The sequence below is a fragment of the candidate division WOR-3 bacterium genome, from assembly GCA_039801085.1.
Taxonomy (GTDB): Bacteria; Hydrothermota; Tepidihabitantia; order Tepidihabitantales; family Tepidihabitantaceae; genus JAOABP01.
This window is the reverse complement of the sequence record JBDRTY010000003.1, coordinates 34,472-50,042: the sequence shown is the minus strand read 5'-3', so window position 1 is coordinate 50,042 and position 15,571 is coordinate 34,472. Positions and strand designations below refer to the sequence as shown.

The window sequence follows — 15,571 nt, the reverse complement described above, 5'->3', positions numbered from 1 at the left end:
CGGGCGAGGTTCAGTTGTTTTTATTGTCAGGGGCGGTAGCGGTAATCGGTGCGCTGGGTTTGATCGCGCAGGTGGTGATTTTCCGTGAATTTCTCGGGATCTTTGCCGGTAATGAGATTTCCGCCGGCATTTTACTTTCCGCCTGGCTATTGTTTGAAGGGCTGGGCGCCTGGTTTAGTGGCAGGTATGCCCAAAGGCTGGGAAGAAAGCTTTGGGACTGGTTTACAGGAATCGGGGTATTATCCGGGTTCTCCACAATTGTCAGTGTTCTTTTGATAATATTCAGTCCGAAACTGTCGGGTCTAATTCCCGGTGAAATTCTGAGTATGCACCAGTTGATGATAATTACGGTGTTGGCTGTGCTGCTGCCGGCAGGCACGCACGGCGCACTGTTTTCATTATCAGCCGAAATTTTTTCTCAGGTTGATCGATGGACCGGTGTCAGCCGGACTTACATTTGGGAAGGGCTGGGAACCTTTCTCGCCGGTCTGCTGCTTTACTTTCTGCTCCTTTCCCGACTTGCCGGGATCGGGATCGTTCTTCTTTTCACCGGTGTGATGCTGATTGTGCTGGCACTGATTTATCCCCGACGAATCCCGGCGATGTTCATTATTTCGGCAGGCAGTCTGCTGGTGCTGGTGTCCTCCGTGCTTGCTGACAGTCTCAGCCGCAGTTTAATGCAGGCGGTCTGGCACGGACACCGGGTGCTTGCGGTCCGCGAGTCGCCTTATGGCAAGCTGGTTACACTTGAAAGAGAGGGACGCCGGCAGGTTCTTTATGATGGAACGGTGGTCATGGATATACCTCGGTCCGAAATTATCCGGGATGAGCAGCTGGGGTATCTGCCGATGTTGTTTCATGGGAGGCCAAGGGATGTCCTGATTCTGGGAGGGGGAGGAATTGGGCTGATTAATAAGGTACTGAGATTTCCGGTTTCCCGGGTGCAGGTGATTGAGCTTGATCCGGTACTGGTTGCAGAAACGGAACGGGCGGGGGGCCGGATGGTTGCTGAAATGATGTCTGAACCCAGGGTGCAGGTAGTGACCGCTGACCCGCGCCGGTTTTTCAATGTGATTAATGACAGTTTTGACGTGATCATAGTTCCCCTGTCCGCACCGACGAATCTTAATGCCAATCGTCTCTTCAGTGTTGAATTTTATCAACAGTGTGCCCGGAGATTGAAGACCGGTGGCATGGTGGTTATACCGATACCCGGCAGTGGTGATAATCTGGTTTTTGAAGCCGGAGTGATTGCCGGAATCAGACAGTCAACACTCGGCCGGGTATTTCACTGTGTTTATGCTATGGGTCTTGATATACCCCTGATAATTGCCAGCATGCAACCGCTTGAAATTTCACCGGAAGCGCTTGCCAACCGGTTGAGACTGGAAAATCCGGGGTTGACGGTTTTAACTCCGGAGTATCTCTCTCATCTGCTTGATTCGTTCCGGCAGCAGCGATTCCGGAGCAAAGTAGTAAATTTGGGGTTGATAAATCATGATTTGCTGCCGGTGGAGCTGTTTTATAATCTGGTGCGCGAGAGCCGGCGATTTTCCCCCAGAATTGCCGCGTTGATGGCAAGACTGCCGCTGGTGGTAGCGCAATCAACATTGCCGCTGTTAGTACTAGTAATAGTGGTTGCCATCGCTGGCAGTCTGTTATACTCCGGTTTTGCCCGTGGTTTCGGGATAATGAGCTCAGGTTTTGCCGGTGCTGGAGTTTCGACGCTGACAATTATGGTTTATCAGTTCCGCTTTGGTTCAGTTTATTCCGGAGTAGCAGTGCTGTTTGCCGGTTTTATACTCGGGTCGGTGGCGGGTGCATACCTGAGCAAGTGGTTCCAAAAGGGCCGGCCGGGGTTGCTTTTCTTGGGTGGTGATCTGATGCTTTTGGCAATACTGGGGATGATACTTCGATTTGCTCGCAGCGGTGGACAGGCGCTGTTGGTGTTAACGCTGATGTTTGCCGGGTTGATATTAGGCTGGCAGTTCGCGGTTGCCAGCACCGAGCGTCAGACAGAGATTTCCAGTGGTGGCAGGACCGCCGGTCTGTTAGGGGTACTGGATTTTTCCGGTGGTGCAATCGGCGGATTTACCGTGGCAGTGGTGCTGGTGCCGGTCACCGGAGTTGTGAATACAATCCTGATAATTGCGGCGGTGAAATTAAGCAGTGCTGTTGGTCAGTTGTTGACATTGGGTAAATCCCGTTTTACAATCCAGCGTGTCTAACTGTCAAAAAGGCAGCACAATTTTTGTTGCCACCTGTCTTATGCTGCTGTGCTGGACCGGAGTCTCTGCCCAGGAGTCTGGTGGTTTAACCGGTATGGGAGGGATGAACATCCAGGGACTGCTGCAGCCATCAGTTTCGCCCGTGCCCAGTCTTGTGGGGGTGGAGAGCCCGATAATATCGGACCAGTATATTCTGATGCCCGGCGACCGGCTGCTCGTAACGGTCCGGGGGAAAGCGACATTTTCCTACCAGAGTATGATTACCTATGAAGGAAAGATTACGGTCAATCTGCCGCTCGGGCCACTGGCACCATCGTACGATGGCACAGGAAAGTCTCTAACGCTGGATGTGGTGGATGCAGTCACCGTTTCTGGACTTACACTGCGTCAGGCCCAGGATACGCTGACTCAGGTGATGCGTCGCTACTTCCGGGATGCTGAGGTTAAGCTTACGCTGATGGGACTGCGGTCAGCGATTGTTTTTGTCACTGGTGAGGTTCAATATCCCGGTGCCTACAATGCCTCGCCGGTTGAGCGGGTTTCGCAGCTGATCGCCCGTGCCGGCGGCTTGTCGCCCCTCGGGTCCAAAACCAGAATCGTATTGATCCGCGGTGGATTGCCATTCGCCAATGTGGACATTGAGCGGTTTGAAAATGAGGGTGACCTGCAGGCAAACCCGTTTATTGAATCGGGTGACGTTATTTATGTGCCACCGGTGGAAGGCTTGGTAACGGTACGGGGCGCTGTGTTCGGGAGGGGGGAATACCGAATTCGTGCGTCCGCCTTAACCACCGAAAAGGAGAGAATGAGCGAAGGGGTATACGAACTGAAGCCGGGTGAGCGGGTTTTTGATCTGATCCGGAAGGCGGGAGGCATCACACCCTGGGCCGATCTGCACAACTGCTATGTCGAGCGGCTGGTGCTGGGAGGAAATGGAGAAAGGAAGAGGATTCCGGTCGACCTGCATCGGGTAATTTTTGAAAACGATTCCTCGCAGAATATTGAACTGGTAAATGCGGATGTGGTGGTGGTGCCGCCAATCAACTCTTTCGTCTATGTCCAGGGAGAAGTGACCAACCCCGGTTCGTTTCTCTATACCCCGCATTTCCGGGTAAGTGATTATGTCGGGCAGGCGGGCGGACCTACGGAAAATGGCAATTTAGCCGGGGTAATGATTGTTCGTCAGGGAAAACGCATTCCGGCAAAATCCAATCCGGTAGTGGAGGCAGGCGATGTCATTATTGTGCCCCGTTACGGCATCAGATGGTGGCAGGATGTGGTAACGATCATTTCTCAGGTCGGAATTCCTACCGTTTCCCTGATCCTGACGGTTATTGCGCTGCAGCGTTAAATTTTCTTTTCCCTTAAAGAGATTTTTCTGATTCTGCGGGCATGACGCCCCCGGTTAAATTCTGTTTTCAAAAATACCCGAACGAGCCTTTTTGCCGTTTCCGGAGTGAGCAGGTCCGCACCAAGACACAGAATATTGGCATTGTTGTGCTCCCGGCTGAGACGGGCCATTTTTTCATTAAGGCAGAGCGCCGCCCGCACCCCGGGCAGTTTGTTGGCAGCAATGGACATGCCGATTCCAGTAGCACAGATCAGTATCCCCCGGTCCGCCTTGCCGGTGCCGACCAGTTCACCGACGGCAAAGGCATAATCGGGATAGTCGGTCCGGTCGGTCGTGAATGTGCCGCAGTCTATTATCCGGTGTCCAAGCCGGGCAAGGAGCGGTTTCAGCGCTTCCTTCAGCCTGCAACCGCGGTGATCCGCACCCAGTGCAACTTTCATCGGACAAATGTCAGCCAGCCGTACCGGTCTTCCCGCTTGAGTTCAATGATGGCAAAGAACTCCTGCTGGAGCCGCCGGGTGATCGGTCCGCACCTGCCGTTGCCGATGGTGATCCGGTCAACCGAGCGGATCGGTGTTACTTCGGCAGCGCTGCCGGTGAAGAAAATTTCATCCGCCAGATAGAGCATTTCCCGCAGCATCATCGTCTCCCGGACCTCGTATCCGAGTTCGCGGGCCAGGGTGATGATGGTATCGCGGGTGATTCCAGGCAGGATCGTGGCATGAAGCGGCGGGGTGTAAATAACACCATTGCGCACGACAAACAGGTTTTCGCCAGAGCCTTCAGAGACAAAGCCGAAGACATCAAGGGCGATACCCTCGACAAACCCGTAGGTAATTGCCTCCATCTTGATCAGCTGGGAGTTCATATAATTGGCGCAGGTCTTGGACATTGCGGGAAAGGTATTGGGTGCCATCCGGTTCCAGGAGGAGACCATGACATCCACACCCTGTTCCAGCGCCTCCGGGCCGAGGTATTTTCCCCATTTCCAGGTGATCAGGGCAACATCGACCGGGCAGCCGAATGGATTTACCCCCAGCTCCTTGTAGCCGCGATAGACGATCGGCCGGATGTAACATTCATCGAGCTCGTTCTTTTTGATCAGTTCCACCGTTGCCTGATTGATCTGCTCCCGGGTGAACGGTATTTCCATCCGGTAGATTTTTGCCGAATTAAAAAGGCGGTTGGTATGGTCGGACAGCCGGAAGACCGCCGGGCCTTTCGGCGTTTTATAACAGCGCAGACCTTCAAAGACACCGGTGCCATAGTGAATTACATGGGAGCAGATGTGGATTTTTGCTTCTTCCCAGGGGACATAGTTGCCATTCATCCAGATGAACCTGGACTTGGTTTCCTCAAGGCCCATTTGACCTCCTTTTAATAAAAGTAAAGGCGGAACCGCTGGGCTCCGCCATCCTTTTTATTGAACTGAAGTAATATAATCACTGCGTTCTGCTTTGCATGTATGGTGGCGAAGGGAGTCGAACCCCTGACCCGTGGATTATGATTCCACTGCTCTGCCAGCTGAGCTACGCCACCCTTTTTCAGATTTTAATTATCGGCAGGTTCAAGTCAAACTGCGCCGAGCAGGGGGCGTTCATTGACAGCGGGCAAAGGGTTTTTAATATAAATTTATAACCTGAAAGGAGGTATTATTGAAGAGGCTACTGGTGATCGTTAGCGTCTGTTTCAGTTTACTGCTGGCGCTCTGGACACCGGTTGGTCCTGGTGGCGGTAATGTGTATTCAGGGGACATCAGCAATACCAGTCCGGCAGTGATCTATTTTGCCCCCTATAACAGCTCCACACGGCTGGTAAAATCGACCGATGAAGGGATAACCTGGGTTCAGACTGGGGGTGTGCTCTCGGGTTATGTTTATAATCTGCTGGTCCATCCTGCCAATCCTAATATCGTTTACGCCTGCCTGGGGTCTTCAATCTACAGGACAACTGATGGCGGTGCCTCCTGGACACGGTTGAATACCCCCGGTTCCAACTATTTCCGGGAGATGGCTTTCAATCCGCGAAATCCCAATGTTATCTACGCTGCCGGTTATTACTATGGTGCCAGTCCTTATAAACAGGTACTGGTCCGAAGTGATGATGGTGGCAATACCTGGTCTGCCTTTTATTTTGATACGACAACTGCCAACGCCTATGGTTATTCACTGGCGGTTGATCCGGTTGATACCGCCACCGTTTATGTCGGCGGCTACCGGGCTTCGGGTTTGACGACGCTCCATCGTTCCTCAGACCGGGGTCAGACCTGGGAGGAGCTGCCGTTCGGAATCAGCGGTTATTATCCATATGCGATCTATATCAGTCCGGCAAATCCGAATCTGATCTTTGTAGCACCCTACACCAGCGGTATCTATCGTTCCACCGATCGCGGTCAGACCTGGACAAGGACAGCGAGTGTGAGCGCAGTTTACCGGCTCACCGGGGCATCCGGCAACCCGGCGGTGCTTTACGCCTCGACGAGCGGCAGTGTGTATCGCAGTCAGGATACCGGTCGGACCTGGACGGTGATCAATCGCGGGCTGACCGGTACGCCTAACTTCTGCCTGATGACCAGTCCGAACAGCACCCCTACTGTATATGTCGGCACCAAGACCGGGCTTTTCCGGTCAACCAACTATGGTGACACCTGGGAAAATCTGATTGAAGAGCTGTATCTCAGTCAGGTCAAAGTTGTGGCGCTGGCGGAAGATCCGGCGACGGTCTACATTGAGTGTCTCAACGACGCGGTCTACCGTTCAACCGACAACGGTTCCAACTGGCGCCGTTGTCCGGACTTTCTCTCCTGCGGGAATATCATCTCGATTGCGGTAGATCCCCGTGATCCGCTGAAAGTCTGGGCACTGGAAGGTTCAGGTTGAGGCAACGCCGAGCTCTTTTTGAGCACAGACGGCGGGTCCGTCTGGACACAGATTGAAAGCTATCTGGGGGACGGTGCGGCAATCGCCCTTGCGCCCCACAATCCGGATATAATCTTCACCTGCGGCTACGGGTATATCAATAACGCCTACCGGATTCAGACCTCCTACACCACCGATAACGGTCTGACCTGGATCCGGGATACAATCATGGACTCAATCGTCCGGGCCAATACCGTAATTTTTGATCCGTTTGTTCCCAACCGGATTCTGATGGGCGGTGATTCGATCTACAATTACAAACTGCTGCTGGTGAGTACCGACCTCGGGAACACCTGGGAGCATACCGGCAATGGCTTGAACGGGATTGTCTATACGCTGGCGGCTTCTGTCCGGACCCCGGGTTTGATGTATGCCGGCACTAACCAGGGGCTTTACCGCTCGACTGACGGCGGTATCAGCTGGAGCCGAACTGGCACCTTTACCATGGTGCGGGCGGTGGTGATTGACAACGAAAACGACAGCCTGGTCTATGCGGGCACGAGCACCGGCATCTACCGCTCGACCGACGGCGGAGTGAGTTGGGTTCAGAATAATGAGGGGCTGGAGGTCACCGACATTCTCGCGCTGGCGTTCCGGAGCACCGCCCCGCGCACGGTCTTTGCCGGCACCAACGGCGGAGGGGTTTACATTACAACCCCGCCAACCGGGATTGGCGAGGCGGTAGCCGGTTCAGGCAGCAGCGGTATGGGTCTGGGGATCCTGCCCAATCCTGCCCGGAGCCGGTTCCAGGTGCTGGTTTTCGGAAGAGAGAGTGAACTGCTTCAGGGTGCGCTCTATGATCCTGCCGGCAGGCTGGTGCAGGTACTGGCGCCACAGCAGGTCAGTAATGGCCGGGCAGGGTGGCAGGTCAACCTGCCGGGAGCCGGTAAGGGGGTTTATCTCCTCCGGATCCGGAGCCGGACCGGTGAGCAGACCGGCAGAGTGGTTCTGACCGATTAGCCAGCCGTTTTTCGGACTTGACGCCCGGCGGATTTCCGGATATGCTCCTTTCGTGGAGTTGGTTCCGGAATACCGCCGGGCGCTTGTTCAGTTTCTTGATTATCTAAGAAAGGAACGGGGGTATTCAGTTCATACCGTCCGCTCCTACGAAAACGATCTGCGCCAGTTTTTTGACTTCTGCACCGAGGCGCTGAACAGTAAGCCGCTGGCCCAGCTGGAGCGGAGCGATATCCGCGATTTCGTCGGGGCGGTGATGCGCTATGGCTACACCGGTAAAAGTACCGCGCGCAAACTTTCGGTCCTGCGCTCCTTTTTCCGGTTTCTGACTGTAACCGGCGTGCTGGAGCGCAATCCGGCACGGGGGATCAAGGGACCACCGCTGGAACGCCGGCTGCCGCCACTTCTGACCGAGTTTCAGGTACATGAGGCGCTCAAGCCGCTTGATGACTCGGTCCAGTCGCTGCGGGATGCGGCGATCCTCGAGACACTTTACGGCTCAGGCCTGCGGGCATCAGAGCTCGTCGGGCTGAACATCCCGGACATTGACTTTGCGGCAGAGACAATCCGGGTCCGGGGCAAGGGTGGCAAGGAGCGGATTCTGCCGCTGGGGCGGAAGGAGGCGGAGGCAATCCAGCGCTATCTGGCGGTCCGGGGTTATCCGGAGGAGCGGGCGGTTTTTCTCAATCTCCGCGGCGGAAGGTTGACCACCCGCTCGGTGCAGCAGATTGTCAACCGGGCGCTGAGCCGGATCTCGGGCGCCGCTGCCACCCATCCGCATGCCCTGCGCCACGCCTTTGCCACCCATCTGCTGGAGCGGGGCGCGGACCTGCGGGCGGTGCAGGAGCTGCTCGGTCATGCCTCACTGGCATCAACCCAGATCTACACCCATCTGACCGTGGAGCGGTTGCGCCGGATTTACGATAAGGCGCATCCCCGTTCCGGGGCTGATGATTAGCGAACTTAAGTAATTTTCGTTATCTTCTCAATAATTACGGGGCGGGATAAACCCGCCCCGCCGACTCTTTGCGTTTAACTGTTAATGGACCACACTGAAGGGAACAGTCAGTACCTCGCCATTGGCTTCCGCCCTGATGAAGTAAACACCGGGCACGAGTCCGGCAGCATCAAATCGCAGTGAATGTCTGCCCGCACTGGTTTCACCATTATAGATCGTGGTAACCAGCCGGCCGCTACGGTCAAAGAGCTGCACAATGAGGCGTGCCGGGTTTTCAACTGTGTAATGAAGCCAGCCGTTCCGGTTGAGCGGATTCGGAGTAATATTAAGGATGTTTTCCTCCATAATCAGCCGGCGCTGTTCGGCAATCCCGGTCCAGTCGGTCCGGTCAAAATAGGCTGCCCGGTACTGAGGTGAATACCAGGTGAGATAAAGCACACCATAGGCATTGCCGCCGAGATACTCAATTGCCGGATGGTTCCAGTAGGGTGCGTGATCCGCGACCGAAACCGGAGTGCTCCAGGTTCCGCTGTAGCGCCGCCAGACATATCTGAGCTCGCGCGGATCGGAGTAGTAGCGGTAGATAATCGCCGACCCCCCGCCATCGCGCAGAGCGACATCCGGTGCTTCGGAGCGTGTCATTGAGTCACCGCCCACATGGAGATAGTACCAGGTTGAGCCCGGATTGCCGCCCTGGTAGTTAACAAGATAGCGGACATGACCGGCAACGGCACCTGGATACACGAAGGCACACAGTACCGTATCGCGCCAGGCGCCGATTGCGGTATGGGCATCAGCCGCTCCTGGGTCGCTCGGATAGGAAATGAAAGTCCGCCAGCCGGTTCCACGCCGGCCTACGATTTTAACATTGTTGTCAGTGGCGACATAGGAAAACCAGATGAAGGTGCTGTCATAACCTTCGTTGCAGGTGGCGTCAATGCCGTGCAGGGCGTCTGTAATTCCAGGGTCTGGTGTTGAATCCCAGGAAACCGCTGAGGTGTCATCCCAGTAGTAATGGATTTTGCCGGAATAAAGGAGGGGCAGAATGTACAGCCGGTTGTCATAAAAGTCCTGATTTGAACAGATGGCGGTCTGAAAGATGGAATCGGCACCTGAATACTCGGCAACGGTCACAAAATTCTGCCCGCCCTGAAAGAGGTGCTCGGCACCATTACTGGCGTAACAGCGGCGCAGCCGGAGAATACTGTGGTTAGGTGCGTGTTCATAGGTAACATAGCAGTCTGCACCCAGAACCGCCGCATTCACCGCCAGGACCGGAAATCCTGCCCACCAAGTAAAAGTTTCGGACCAGCTTGTGCCGCCATTGGTGGAAATATTCATCGACCAGTACCAGGTTCCTCCTTCGGTATATGCCAGCACCGCAAGCAGGTTGCCGGATGCCCGATGGATGTCCAGCTGGATGCAGTAGATTGAATCCCGGTTTCCGACCCGGACATCATTACCCCAGTCGGTGCCGATCGTGGGAATCGGTTCCCTCCAGGAACAGCCAATCGAAATGAACTGAGGATTTACCAGTCGGGAAAGCTCCTCAAACAGATTGAGCGCATGCTCAAAATTGCCGTTATTCCAGGTTTCCTGAATCAGCCGGGCTAATGCCAGTGCCTCATTGGAGGCAGCTGCGGGCAGTTCGACACTGATACAGGCATTGGTTCGTTCCGCAGATGTCAGCTGGGCAAGCCTGTGCCAGGCGGGTACCGGTACTGCAGGTTGTCGGGTAATATCCTGACTGGCATCTGAGCGATCAGCGGTGTGTTCCCCAGCGACCGGGAATGCCACCGGCAGCTCCTGCGCAGCAGCAACTGTTGCGATCAGGAGCACAGCGATCAGTTTCATGGGTTTCATATGACTCTCCTTTTTAAGGGTTCCGGCATCTTCATCTCCTCTCGCCCAATTATAACCATAAAACAAAATTTGTCAATAGGTTTTATCCGCCCGGCAGCTCACAGAATCCGGAGATGGTCGTGGTGATGATCAGACGATTTTAATCCGGTGCCGGGGCAGATTTCTGCCCTTCCAGCTGTTTTTCCCAATGATCGTGAGCAGGATCGATGTAAATCCGATCAGGCTGGCATTGAGCATGATCAGCGGGTGGAGCAGGGCAAGGTGGTGCGGCAGCCGGAAGCGCTTGGAGATGACCAGCCAGGTGGCAAGCTGGAGGCTGATGGTCAGCAGGGCGCACCAGAAGTTGAGGTCGGTCCGGCCGCGGGCGAGGGTGGCAGGCGGATGAAAGGTGATCACCAGCAGCCAGCACCAGACAAAGAGTGCAGGCAGGAGCCGGTAGTCAAAGAGGGCAAAGAAGTTCTTGGTGAAGCCGTGCCAGGCATCCTGCCAGCCCTGATACATCCGGGTGGTGACGAGCGGAGTGAGGTCAGAAAACCGCCAGTTCAGTCCGAACCGTTTCACCCGCCGGACAAGCGCCAGGTCCTCAGCCGCCTCACCTCTTACCGCCTGATGGCCGCCGAGCGCATCATACCCCTGGCGGGTAAAGAGCAGGAACTTGCCACTGGCAGCAGCGAACGCCTGGGAGCGGCGCCACCGGTAGGCAACGAGCAGGGGGAGAATGGTGATGATTGACCAGATGACAAAGGGGACGGTCAGCTGTTCACCGAAAGTCCGGACCTGGTTGTGAACGATGCCGGTCAGGAGATCCAGCTGGTGGTGCTGCTGGAGGGTAACTGCCTGGCTCAGGGCGTCAGGGGCAAAGACCGTGTCGGCATCGGTAAAGAGCAACAGGGTGCCGGTGGCGTGACCTGCCAGCTGGTGGCATGCCCAGTTCTTGCCGGTCCAGCCTGCGGGCAGCGGCTCGCCGGCAATGAGCCGGAGCCGGGGTGAATTCAGCTGCCGGACAATTTCTGGGGTGCGGTCCTCGGAGCGGTCATTCAGAACCAGAACCTCGTAGTCCGGATAGTCCTGAGCGAGCAGGGAGGCAATGCAGGACCCGATTGTTGCCTCCTCGTTTCTTGCCGGAATCAGGACCGAGATCCGGGGTGAAGATGCCGGCCTGGCTGACTCTGCCCGCCGGCGGAGCAGGAGCAGATTGGTGACGGTGATCAGCGACTGGACGAGAACAAAGAGCAGAACCCGGAATGAGTCGACAAACAGCGGCAGCAGTTTCACGGTCCAAGCTCCCGGCGGTGCTGGAAGATGACCAGCACCGAATTGCCCACCGCAGCGGCAAGGAGCGGCAGGGAACGGTAGCACAGTCCGACAAAGACCGGCAGGAGGAGCATGGTTACGGCAACACACCAGGCGTCCCGCTTCAGGCGCAGGATGAATCTGGTCAGAATGAGCAGGGCGCCGAGAAATACCGGCACCTGATAGAGGGTGATCCCGGACCAGACCCCGAAGGTGACCGCCAGGCCCTTGCCACCGCGCAGGCGGAGAAACGGAGAAAAGGCATGGCCAAGCACCGGTGCGAGGATGAGCAGGGTAAGATATGGTCCGCCGAGGTGAAAATGCCAGAAGCCGGCACCGACCGGGATCATGCCCTTGAGAAAATCAAGGAGCAGCCCCAGAACGCCGATCACCGGACCGGCAGCCCGGAAGGCGTTGACTGCACCCGGATTGCCATCCCCGGTTCTGCGGATGTCAATCCCCCGGAGCCGGGCAAACCAGAAGGAAAACATCAGGGCGCCACTGAAAAAGCCGGCAAGGACAACCAGCAGTCCGGTCCAGTTCATTCCGCCGGCTCCGGGTTCAGCCTGAGCCGGTAGTTGGAATAGACCTCCCGGACCTCAATCCGGCGGCGCATCAGGGTCCGGACCAGCGTCAGGCTCAGGTCCATTTTCAGCTCGAACTCCACCGGCAGCCAGAAACGGTCCACCGGTTGGTACTTCAGGATCATCCGGGTGCTGTCAACAATCCGGGGCAGTTCTGCCGGGATGAACTCCAGTCTGACCAGCTCCCAGGTGCCGGGCAGAAAGTAGCCGGTGCCGGTGATGTGGCGCCGGTCCGGCCTTTTCGGTGTGAACCGGACCGCGCGCAGCGTCTCACCGCCAACTGCTACCGTTCCGGCATCAGCATAAAGGTAAAACTCCCGGTTTTCCACCAGAAACGGCAGCCGGGTCTGGCGGGCAAACACCCCCTTGGCGCTCAGACTGCGGAGCAGCCGCTGCTGGTGCCGGCCCTGAACCGGTCTGCTGTTCAGCTCCACGCTGATGAACAGCTCCCGCTGATTCTCATACCGGTCCATCACCACCCGGCGCCGGCAGCGGATAGTATCGGCACGGTTGTGCAGCAGGTCGGTTTCAACATAGGTTAGCTCGGCGCGATAGGTCACGCCCCCGAGCCGGGCGGCGATCGCTGTCTGATGGCGGAAGATAGAGTCAATTGAGGCTGAGGACGGAATCAGCACAAGCAGCACCAGCCCGGACACAGCAAAGATTATCACGGGAAATCAGGGCGGGTCAACTGCTTCCCGCCTGGCAGGCAGGAATTAAGGACGAATCCGGTCCTGAAGCCGGCGGTGGGGGGAACTGCCCACTCGGCAGGGTTTCTTGGGGTACTGACTGCCATGATATTGATAATCTGTAAATTATCAGATCAGGCAGAAGGTGATGTTAAATTTCTCCTATTTTCGGACTCTAACTGATAAAGGGGTGTTCTTGCCCTGATGCCGGTGATCGGTTAATATTTATCATGGCGCCGGTGCCGAAGGTGCTTTTTTCCCGGTGTCTCGGGTTTGAGCCCTGCCGGTATAACGGCGAGATCATCCGGGATGAGTTTGTTGAACGGCTGAAGCGGTTTGTTACGCCGGTGACCGTCTGTCCGGAAATGGAGATCGGGCTCGGGGTGCCGCGTCCGCCGATCAAGATTCTCTATCTTAAGGGGGCGATCCGGCTGATTCAGCCGGCGACCGGGCTCGATCTGACGGAACGGATGCAGGGGTTTGTAAAGGGCTTTCTTGACCGGCTGGGTCCGGTGGACGGTTTTGTGCTCAAGTCCCGCTCACCCTCATGCGGGACCAGGGATGTCAATGCTTTCAATGAGGAGGGCAATATCTATCCCGCCTTTACCCGCCGCGGCTTCTTCGGCGGGGCGGTCCTGGAGCGGTTTGGGGAGCTGCCGGTTGAGGATGAGGGCCGGCTGCGCAACTTCCTTATCCGCGAGGGCTTTCTCTGCCGGCTGTTTGCCCTTGCCCGGTTCCGGGAGCTGGAGCAGAATCCGTCACCAGCCGGGCTGGTCGATTTTCACACCCGGCACAAGCTGCTGCTGCTTGCCTTCACTCCTGAGGGTCTGCGTCAGCTCGGCAGAATCGTCGCTGCTGCGGGCAGAGGTCCGCTGGCGGCATTGCTCGCGGAGTACCGAAGGCTTTTCTCCCGGGCGCTTGCCCGGCCGCCGAAGTACACGAACGGGGTCAATGTCCTGCTTCATGCCCTCGGCTATTTCAAGGAGCGGTTGAGTGCTGGCGAGAAGGCGTTCTTTCTTGATACGATTGATTCCTACCGCCGGGGACGACTGCCGCTGAGTGTGCCGGTCAGTCTGATCCGTTCCTTCATCGTCCGGTTTGGTGAACCCTATCTGGAAAGGCAGGTATTCTTCCAGCCCTATCCCGAAGCGCTTGCGGACATCACCGATTCGGGCAAGGGCCGGGACCGTTAGATGGCGATCCGGGTCGGCTACCCCTGCATCAACCTGAGCCTGGAGTGCCGGGGGACAAAAACCTTCCGGCTCCACTCCTATTCCAAGGAGCGGTTGCGGGAGACGGTCAGTAATAACCTTGACTGTCTTGCTGAGACGATCCGCTGGAACATTGCGCACGGGATCGGCTTTTTCCGGATCAGTTCCGATCTCGTCCCCTTTGCCTCTCATCCGGTGAACAGCTATCCCTGGTATCTGGTCTTTGCCCGGCAGTTCCGCCGGATCGGCCGGCTGATCCGGGGGAGCGGAATGCGGATTTCGATGCATCCGGATCAGTTTGTGCTTCTCAATGCCCGGGATGAACGGATTGTCCGGGATTCGATCCGGGAGCTCGCTTACCACTGCCGGGTGCTGGACCGGCTCGGGCTTGACCGGAGCGCCAAGGTGCAGATTCATCTGGGCGGGGTGTATGGTGATAAGCGGGCAAGCCTGGAGCGGTTTGTCCGGGTTTATCACCAGCTGCCGGTAGTTGTCCGGCGCCGGCTGGTGATTGAGAATGACGACCGGCTTTACAATGTGTCCGACTGTCTGGCGGTCAGTGCCCAAACTGGTATCCCGGTTGTCTTTGACTCCTTTCACCATGAGGTCAACGGTGACGGCAGCGGCCTGCGGCGCGCATTTGAGCGCTGTGCCGCCACCTGGCGCCCCAAGGACGGAGTGCCGATGGTGGACTACAGCTCCCAGCTTGCCGGTGCCCGGACCGGAACTCATGCCCATCATATCAATCCCGTCCATTTCCGCCGGTTTCTGGCGGCACTTGCCGGTTTTGATTTTGACCTGATGCTTGAGATCAAGGACAAGGAGAGGAGCGTTCTGGTGGCGCAGCGACTGCTGGGTGGTGAATTTTGACTTCAGCCCGGGGCAGGCTAAAATTAGATTCTACTTTGAAAAACGGAGGTCAAATGGCAAAGGTTCTGGAAATTCGCTGGCATGGCCGGGGCGGTCAGGGCGCGAAGACCGCAGCGCTGCTTTTCGGTGAGGCGGCGCTGGAGACCGGTAAGTATATTCAGGCTTTTCCCGAATACGGACCGGAGCGGATGGGCGCACCGGTAACCGCATTCAACCGGCTTTCCGAGGAGCCGATATACAGCCATTCGGGAATCAAAAATCCGGATATCGTAGTTGTGCTTGATCCTTCACTGATTGAACCGGCAGGGGTGACTGAGGGGCTCAAGCCCGATGGGATTCTGCTGGTAAATACCGCGGAAACCCCGGATGCACTGAGGAAACGGCTGAAGCTGCCGGAATCGGTCCGGGTTTATACCGTTGACGCTTCAACCATTGCCCTGGAGACAGTCGGCCGGGATGTGCCCAACACCCCGATGCTGGGTGCGCTGGCGCGGGTGACCGGTGTGCTTGAGCTCGAGCCGATGATTGCGGCAATCCGTTCCAAACTTGGTGCCAAGTTCCGGGGCCGGGAAAAGCTGGTGGAGGACAATCTCAGAAGCATCCGGCGCGCATTTGAAGAGGTCAAGGGGTTGAACTGAGGGAGGAGATC

The 15,571-nt window shown here is 56.6% G+C and carries 14 protein-coding genes and 1 tRNA gene; 8 read left to right on the top strand and 7 right to left on the bottom strand.

The features are described 5' to 3' along the window. Positions 1 to 14: 14 nt before the first annotated feature. The gene (locus tag ABIK48_07090) at positions 15 to 2,228 is read left to right on the top strand and encodes a hypothetical protein (protein MEO0021919.1); all 2,214 of its coding nucleotides are present in this window, start codon (positions 15 to 17) and stop codon (positions 2,226 to 2,228) included. Further along, positions 2,221 to 3,579 (top strand): SLBB domain-containing protein, encoded by a 1,359-nt coding sequence (locus ABIK48_07085; GenBank protein ID MEO0021918.1) that lies wholly within the window; start codon positions 2,221 to 2,223, stop codon positions 3,577 to 3,579. The genes ABIK48_07090 and ABIK48_07085 overlap by 8 nt, the downstream gene beginning before the upstream one ends. Here ABIK48_07085 and rpiB read toward each other — a convergent pair. From rpiB to ABIK48_07070, 3 genes are all read right to left on the bottom strand, one after another. Next, positions 3,576 to 4,019 carry a ribose 5-phosphate isomerase B gene (rpiB, locus tag ABIK48_07080; GenBank protein ID MEO0021917.1) on the bottom strand — a complete coding sequence of 148 codons (444 nt, stop codon included), beginning with the start codon at positions 4,017 to 4,019 and terminating at the stop codon, positions 3,576 to 3,578. The genes ABIK48_07085 and rpiB overlap by 4 nt on opposite strands. Further along, positions 4,016 to 4,945: a branched-chain amino acid transaminase gene (locus ABIK48_07075; GenBank protein MEO0021916.1), complete on the bottom strand. Its 930-nt coding sequence runs from the start codon at positions 4,943 to 4,945 to the stop codon at positions 4,016 to 4,018. Before ABIK48_07075 ends, rpiB begins: the two co-directional genes overlap by 4 nt. A 100-nt stretch (positions 4,946 to 5,045) precedes the next feature. Continuing rightward, positions 5,046 to 5,118 (bottom strand) — tRNA-Met (locus ABIK48_07070). Between the two features lie 116 nt (positions 5,119 to 5,234). Here ABIK48_07070 and ABIK48_07065 point away from each other — a divergent pair. The 3 genes from ABIK48_07065 to xerC are packed head-to-tail and all read left to right on the top strand — an operon-like array spanning position 5,235 to position 8,412. Beyond that, a complete protein-coding gene (locus tag ABIK48_07065; GenBank protein MEO0021915.1) occupies positions 5,235 to 6,458 on the top strand; it encodes a hypothetical protein in 1,224 nt (407 codons plus the stop codon). 18 nt (positions 6,459 to 6,476) lie between these two features. Continuing rightward, complete coding sequence (locus ABIK48_07060; GenBank protein ID MEO0021914.1) at positions 6,477 to 7,457, top strand: T9SS type A sorting domain-containing protein; 981 nt, start codon at positions 6,477 to 6,479, stop codon at positions 7,455 to 7,457. 52 nt (positions 7,458 to 7,509) lie between these two features. After that, on the top strand, positions 7,510 to 8,412 hold the full coding sequence (gene xerC, locus ABIK48_07055) for a tyrosine recombinase XerC (GenBank protein MEO0021913.1): 903 nt from the start codon (positions 7,510 to 7,512) through the stop codon (positions 8,410 to 8,412). An 81-nt stretch (positions 8,413 to 8,493) separates the two neighbouring features. On the opposite strand, the gene ABIK48_07050 is transcribed toward xerC, so the two are convergent. From ABIK48_07050 to ABIK48_07035, 4 genes are all read right to left on the bottom strand, one after another. Beyond that, entirely contained in the window at positions 8,494 to 10,266 is a 1,773-nt protein-coding gene (locus ABIK48_07050) for a T9SS type A sorting domain-containing protein (protein MEO0021912.1), read from the bottom strand. Between the two features lie 138 nt (positions 10,267 to 10,404). Then, positions 10,405 to 11,550: a glycosyltransferase gene (locus ABIK48_07045; GenBank protein ID MEO0021911.1), complete on the bottom strand. Its 1,146-nt coding sequence runs from the start codon at positions 11,548 to 11,550 to the stop codon at positions 10,405 to 10,407. After that, a complete protein-coding gene (locus ABIK48_07040; GenBank protein MEO0021910.1) occupies positions 11,547 to 12,113 on the bottom strand; it encodes a glycerol-3-phosphate acyltransferase in 567 nt (188 codons plus the stop codon). Before ABIK48_07040 ends, ABIK48_07045 begins: the two co-directional genes overlap by 4 nt. Beyond that, positions 12,110 to 12,808, bottom strand: a complete 699-nt coding sequence (locus ABIK48_07035) for a hypothetical protein (protein MEO0021909.1) — start codon at positions 12,806 to 12,808, stop codon at positions 12,110 to 12,112. The genes ABIK48_07040 and ABIK48_07035 overlap by 4 nt, the downstream gene beginning before the upstream one ends. Before the next feature lie 263 nt (positions 12,809 to 13,071). Here ABIK48_07035 and ABIK48_07030 point away from each other — a divergent pair, with 263 nt between their 5' ends. From ABIK48_07030 to ABIK48_07020, 3 genes are read left to right on the top strand one after another with little or no spacing between them, the layout of a single operon-like run. Next, positions 13,072 to 14,034 carry a DUF523 and DUF1722 domain-containing protein gene (locus ABIK48_07030; protein MEO0021908.1) on the top strand — a complete coding sequence of 321 codons (963 nt, stop codon included), beginning with the start codon at positions 13,072 to 13,074 and terminating at the stop codon, positions 14,032 to 14,034. Next, on the top strand, positions 14,035 to 14,922 hold the full coding sequence (gene uvsE, locus ABIK48_07025) for a UV DNA damage repair endonuclease UvsE (protein MEO0021907.1): 888 nt from the start codon (positions 14,035 to 14,037) through the stop codon (positions 14,920 to 14,922). Positions 14,923 to 14,975: 53 nt separating this feature from the next. Then, entirely contained in the window at positions 14,976 to 15,560 is a 585-nt protein-coding gene (locus ABIK48_07020; protein ID MEO0021906.1) for a 2-oxoacid:acceptor oxidoreductase family protein, read from the top strand. The last annotated feature ends 11 nt before the right edge of the window (positions 15,561 to 15,571 follow it).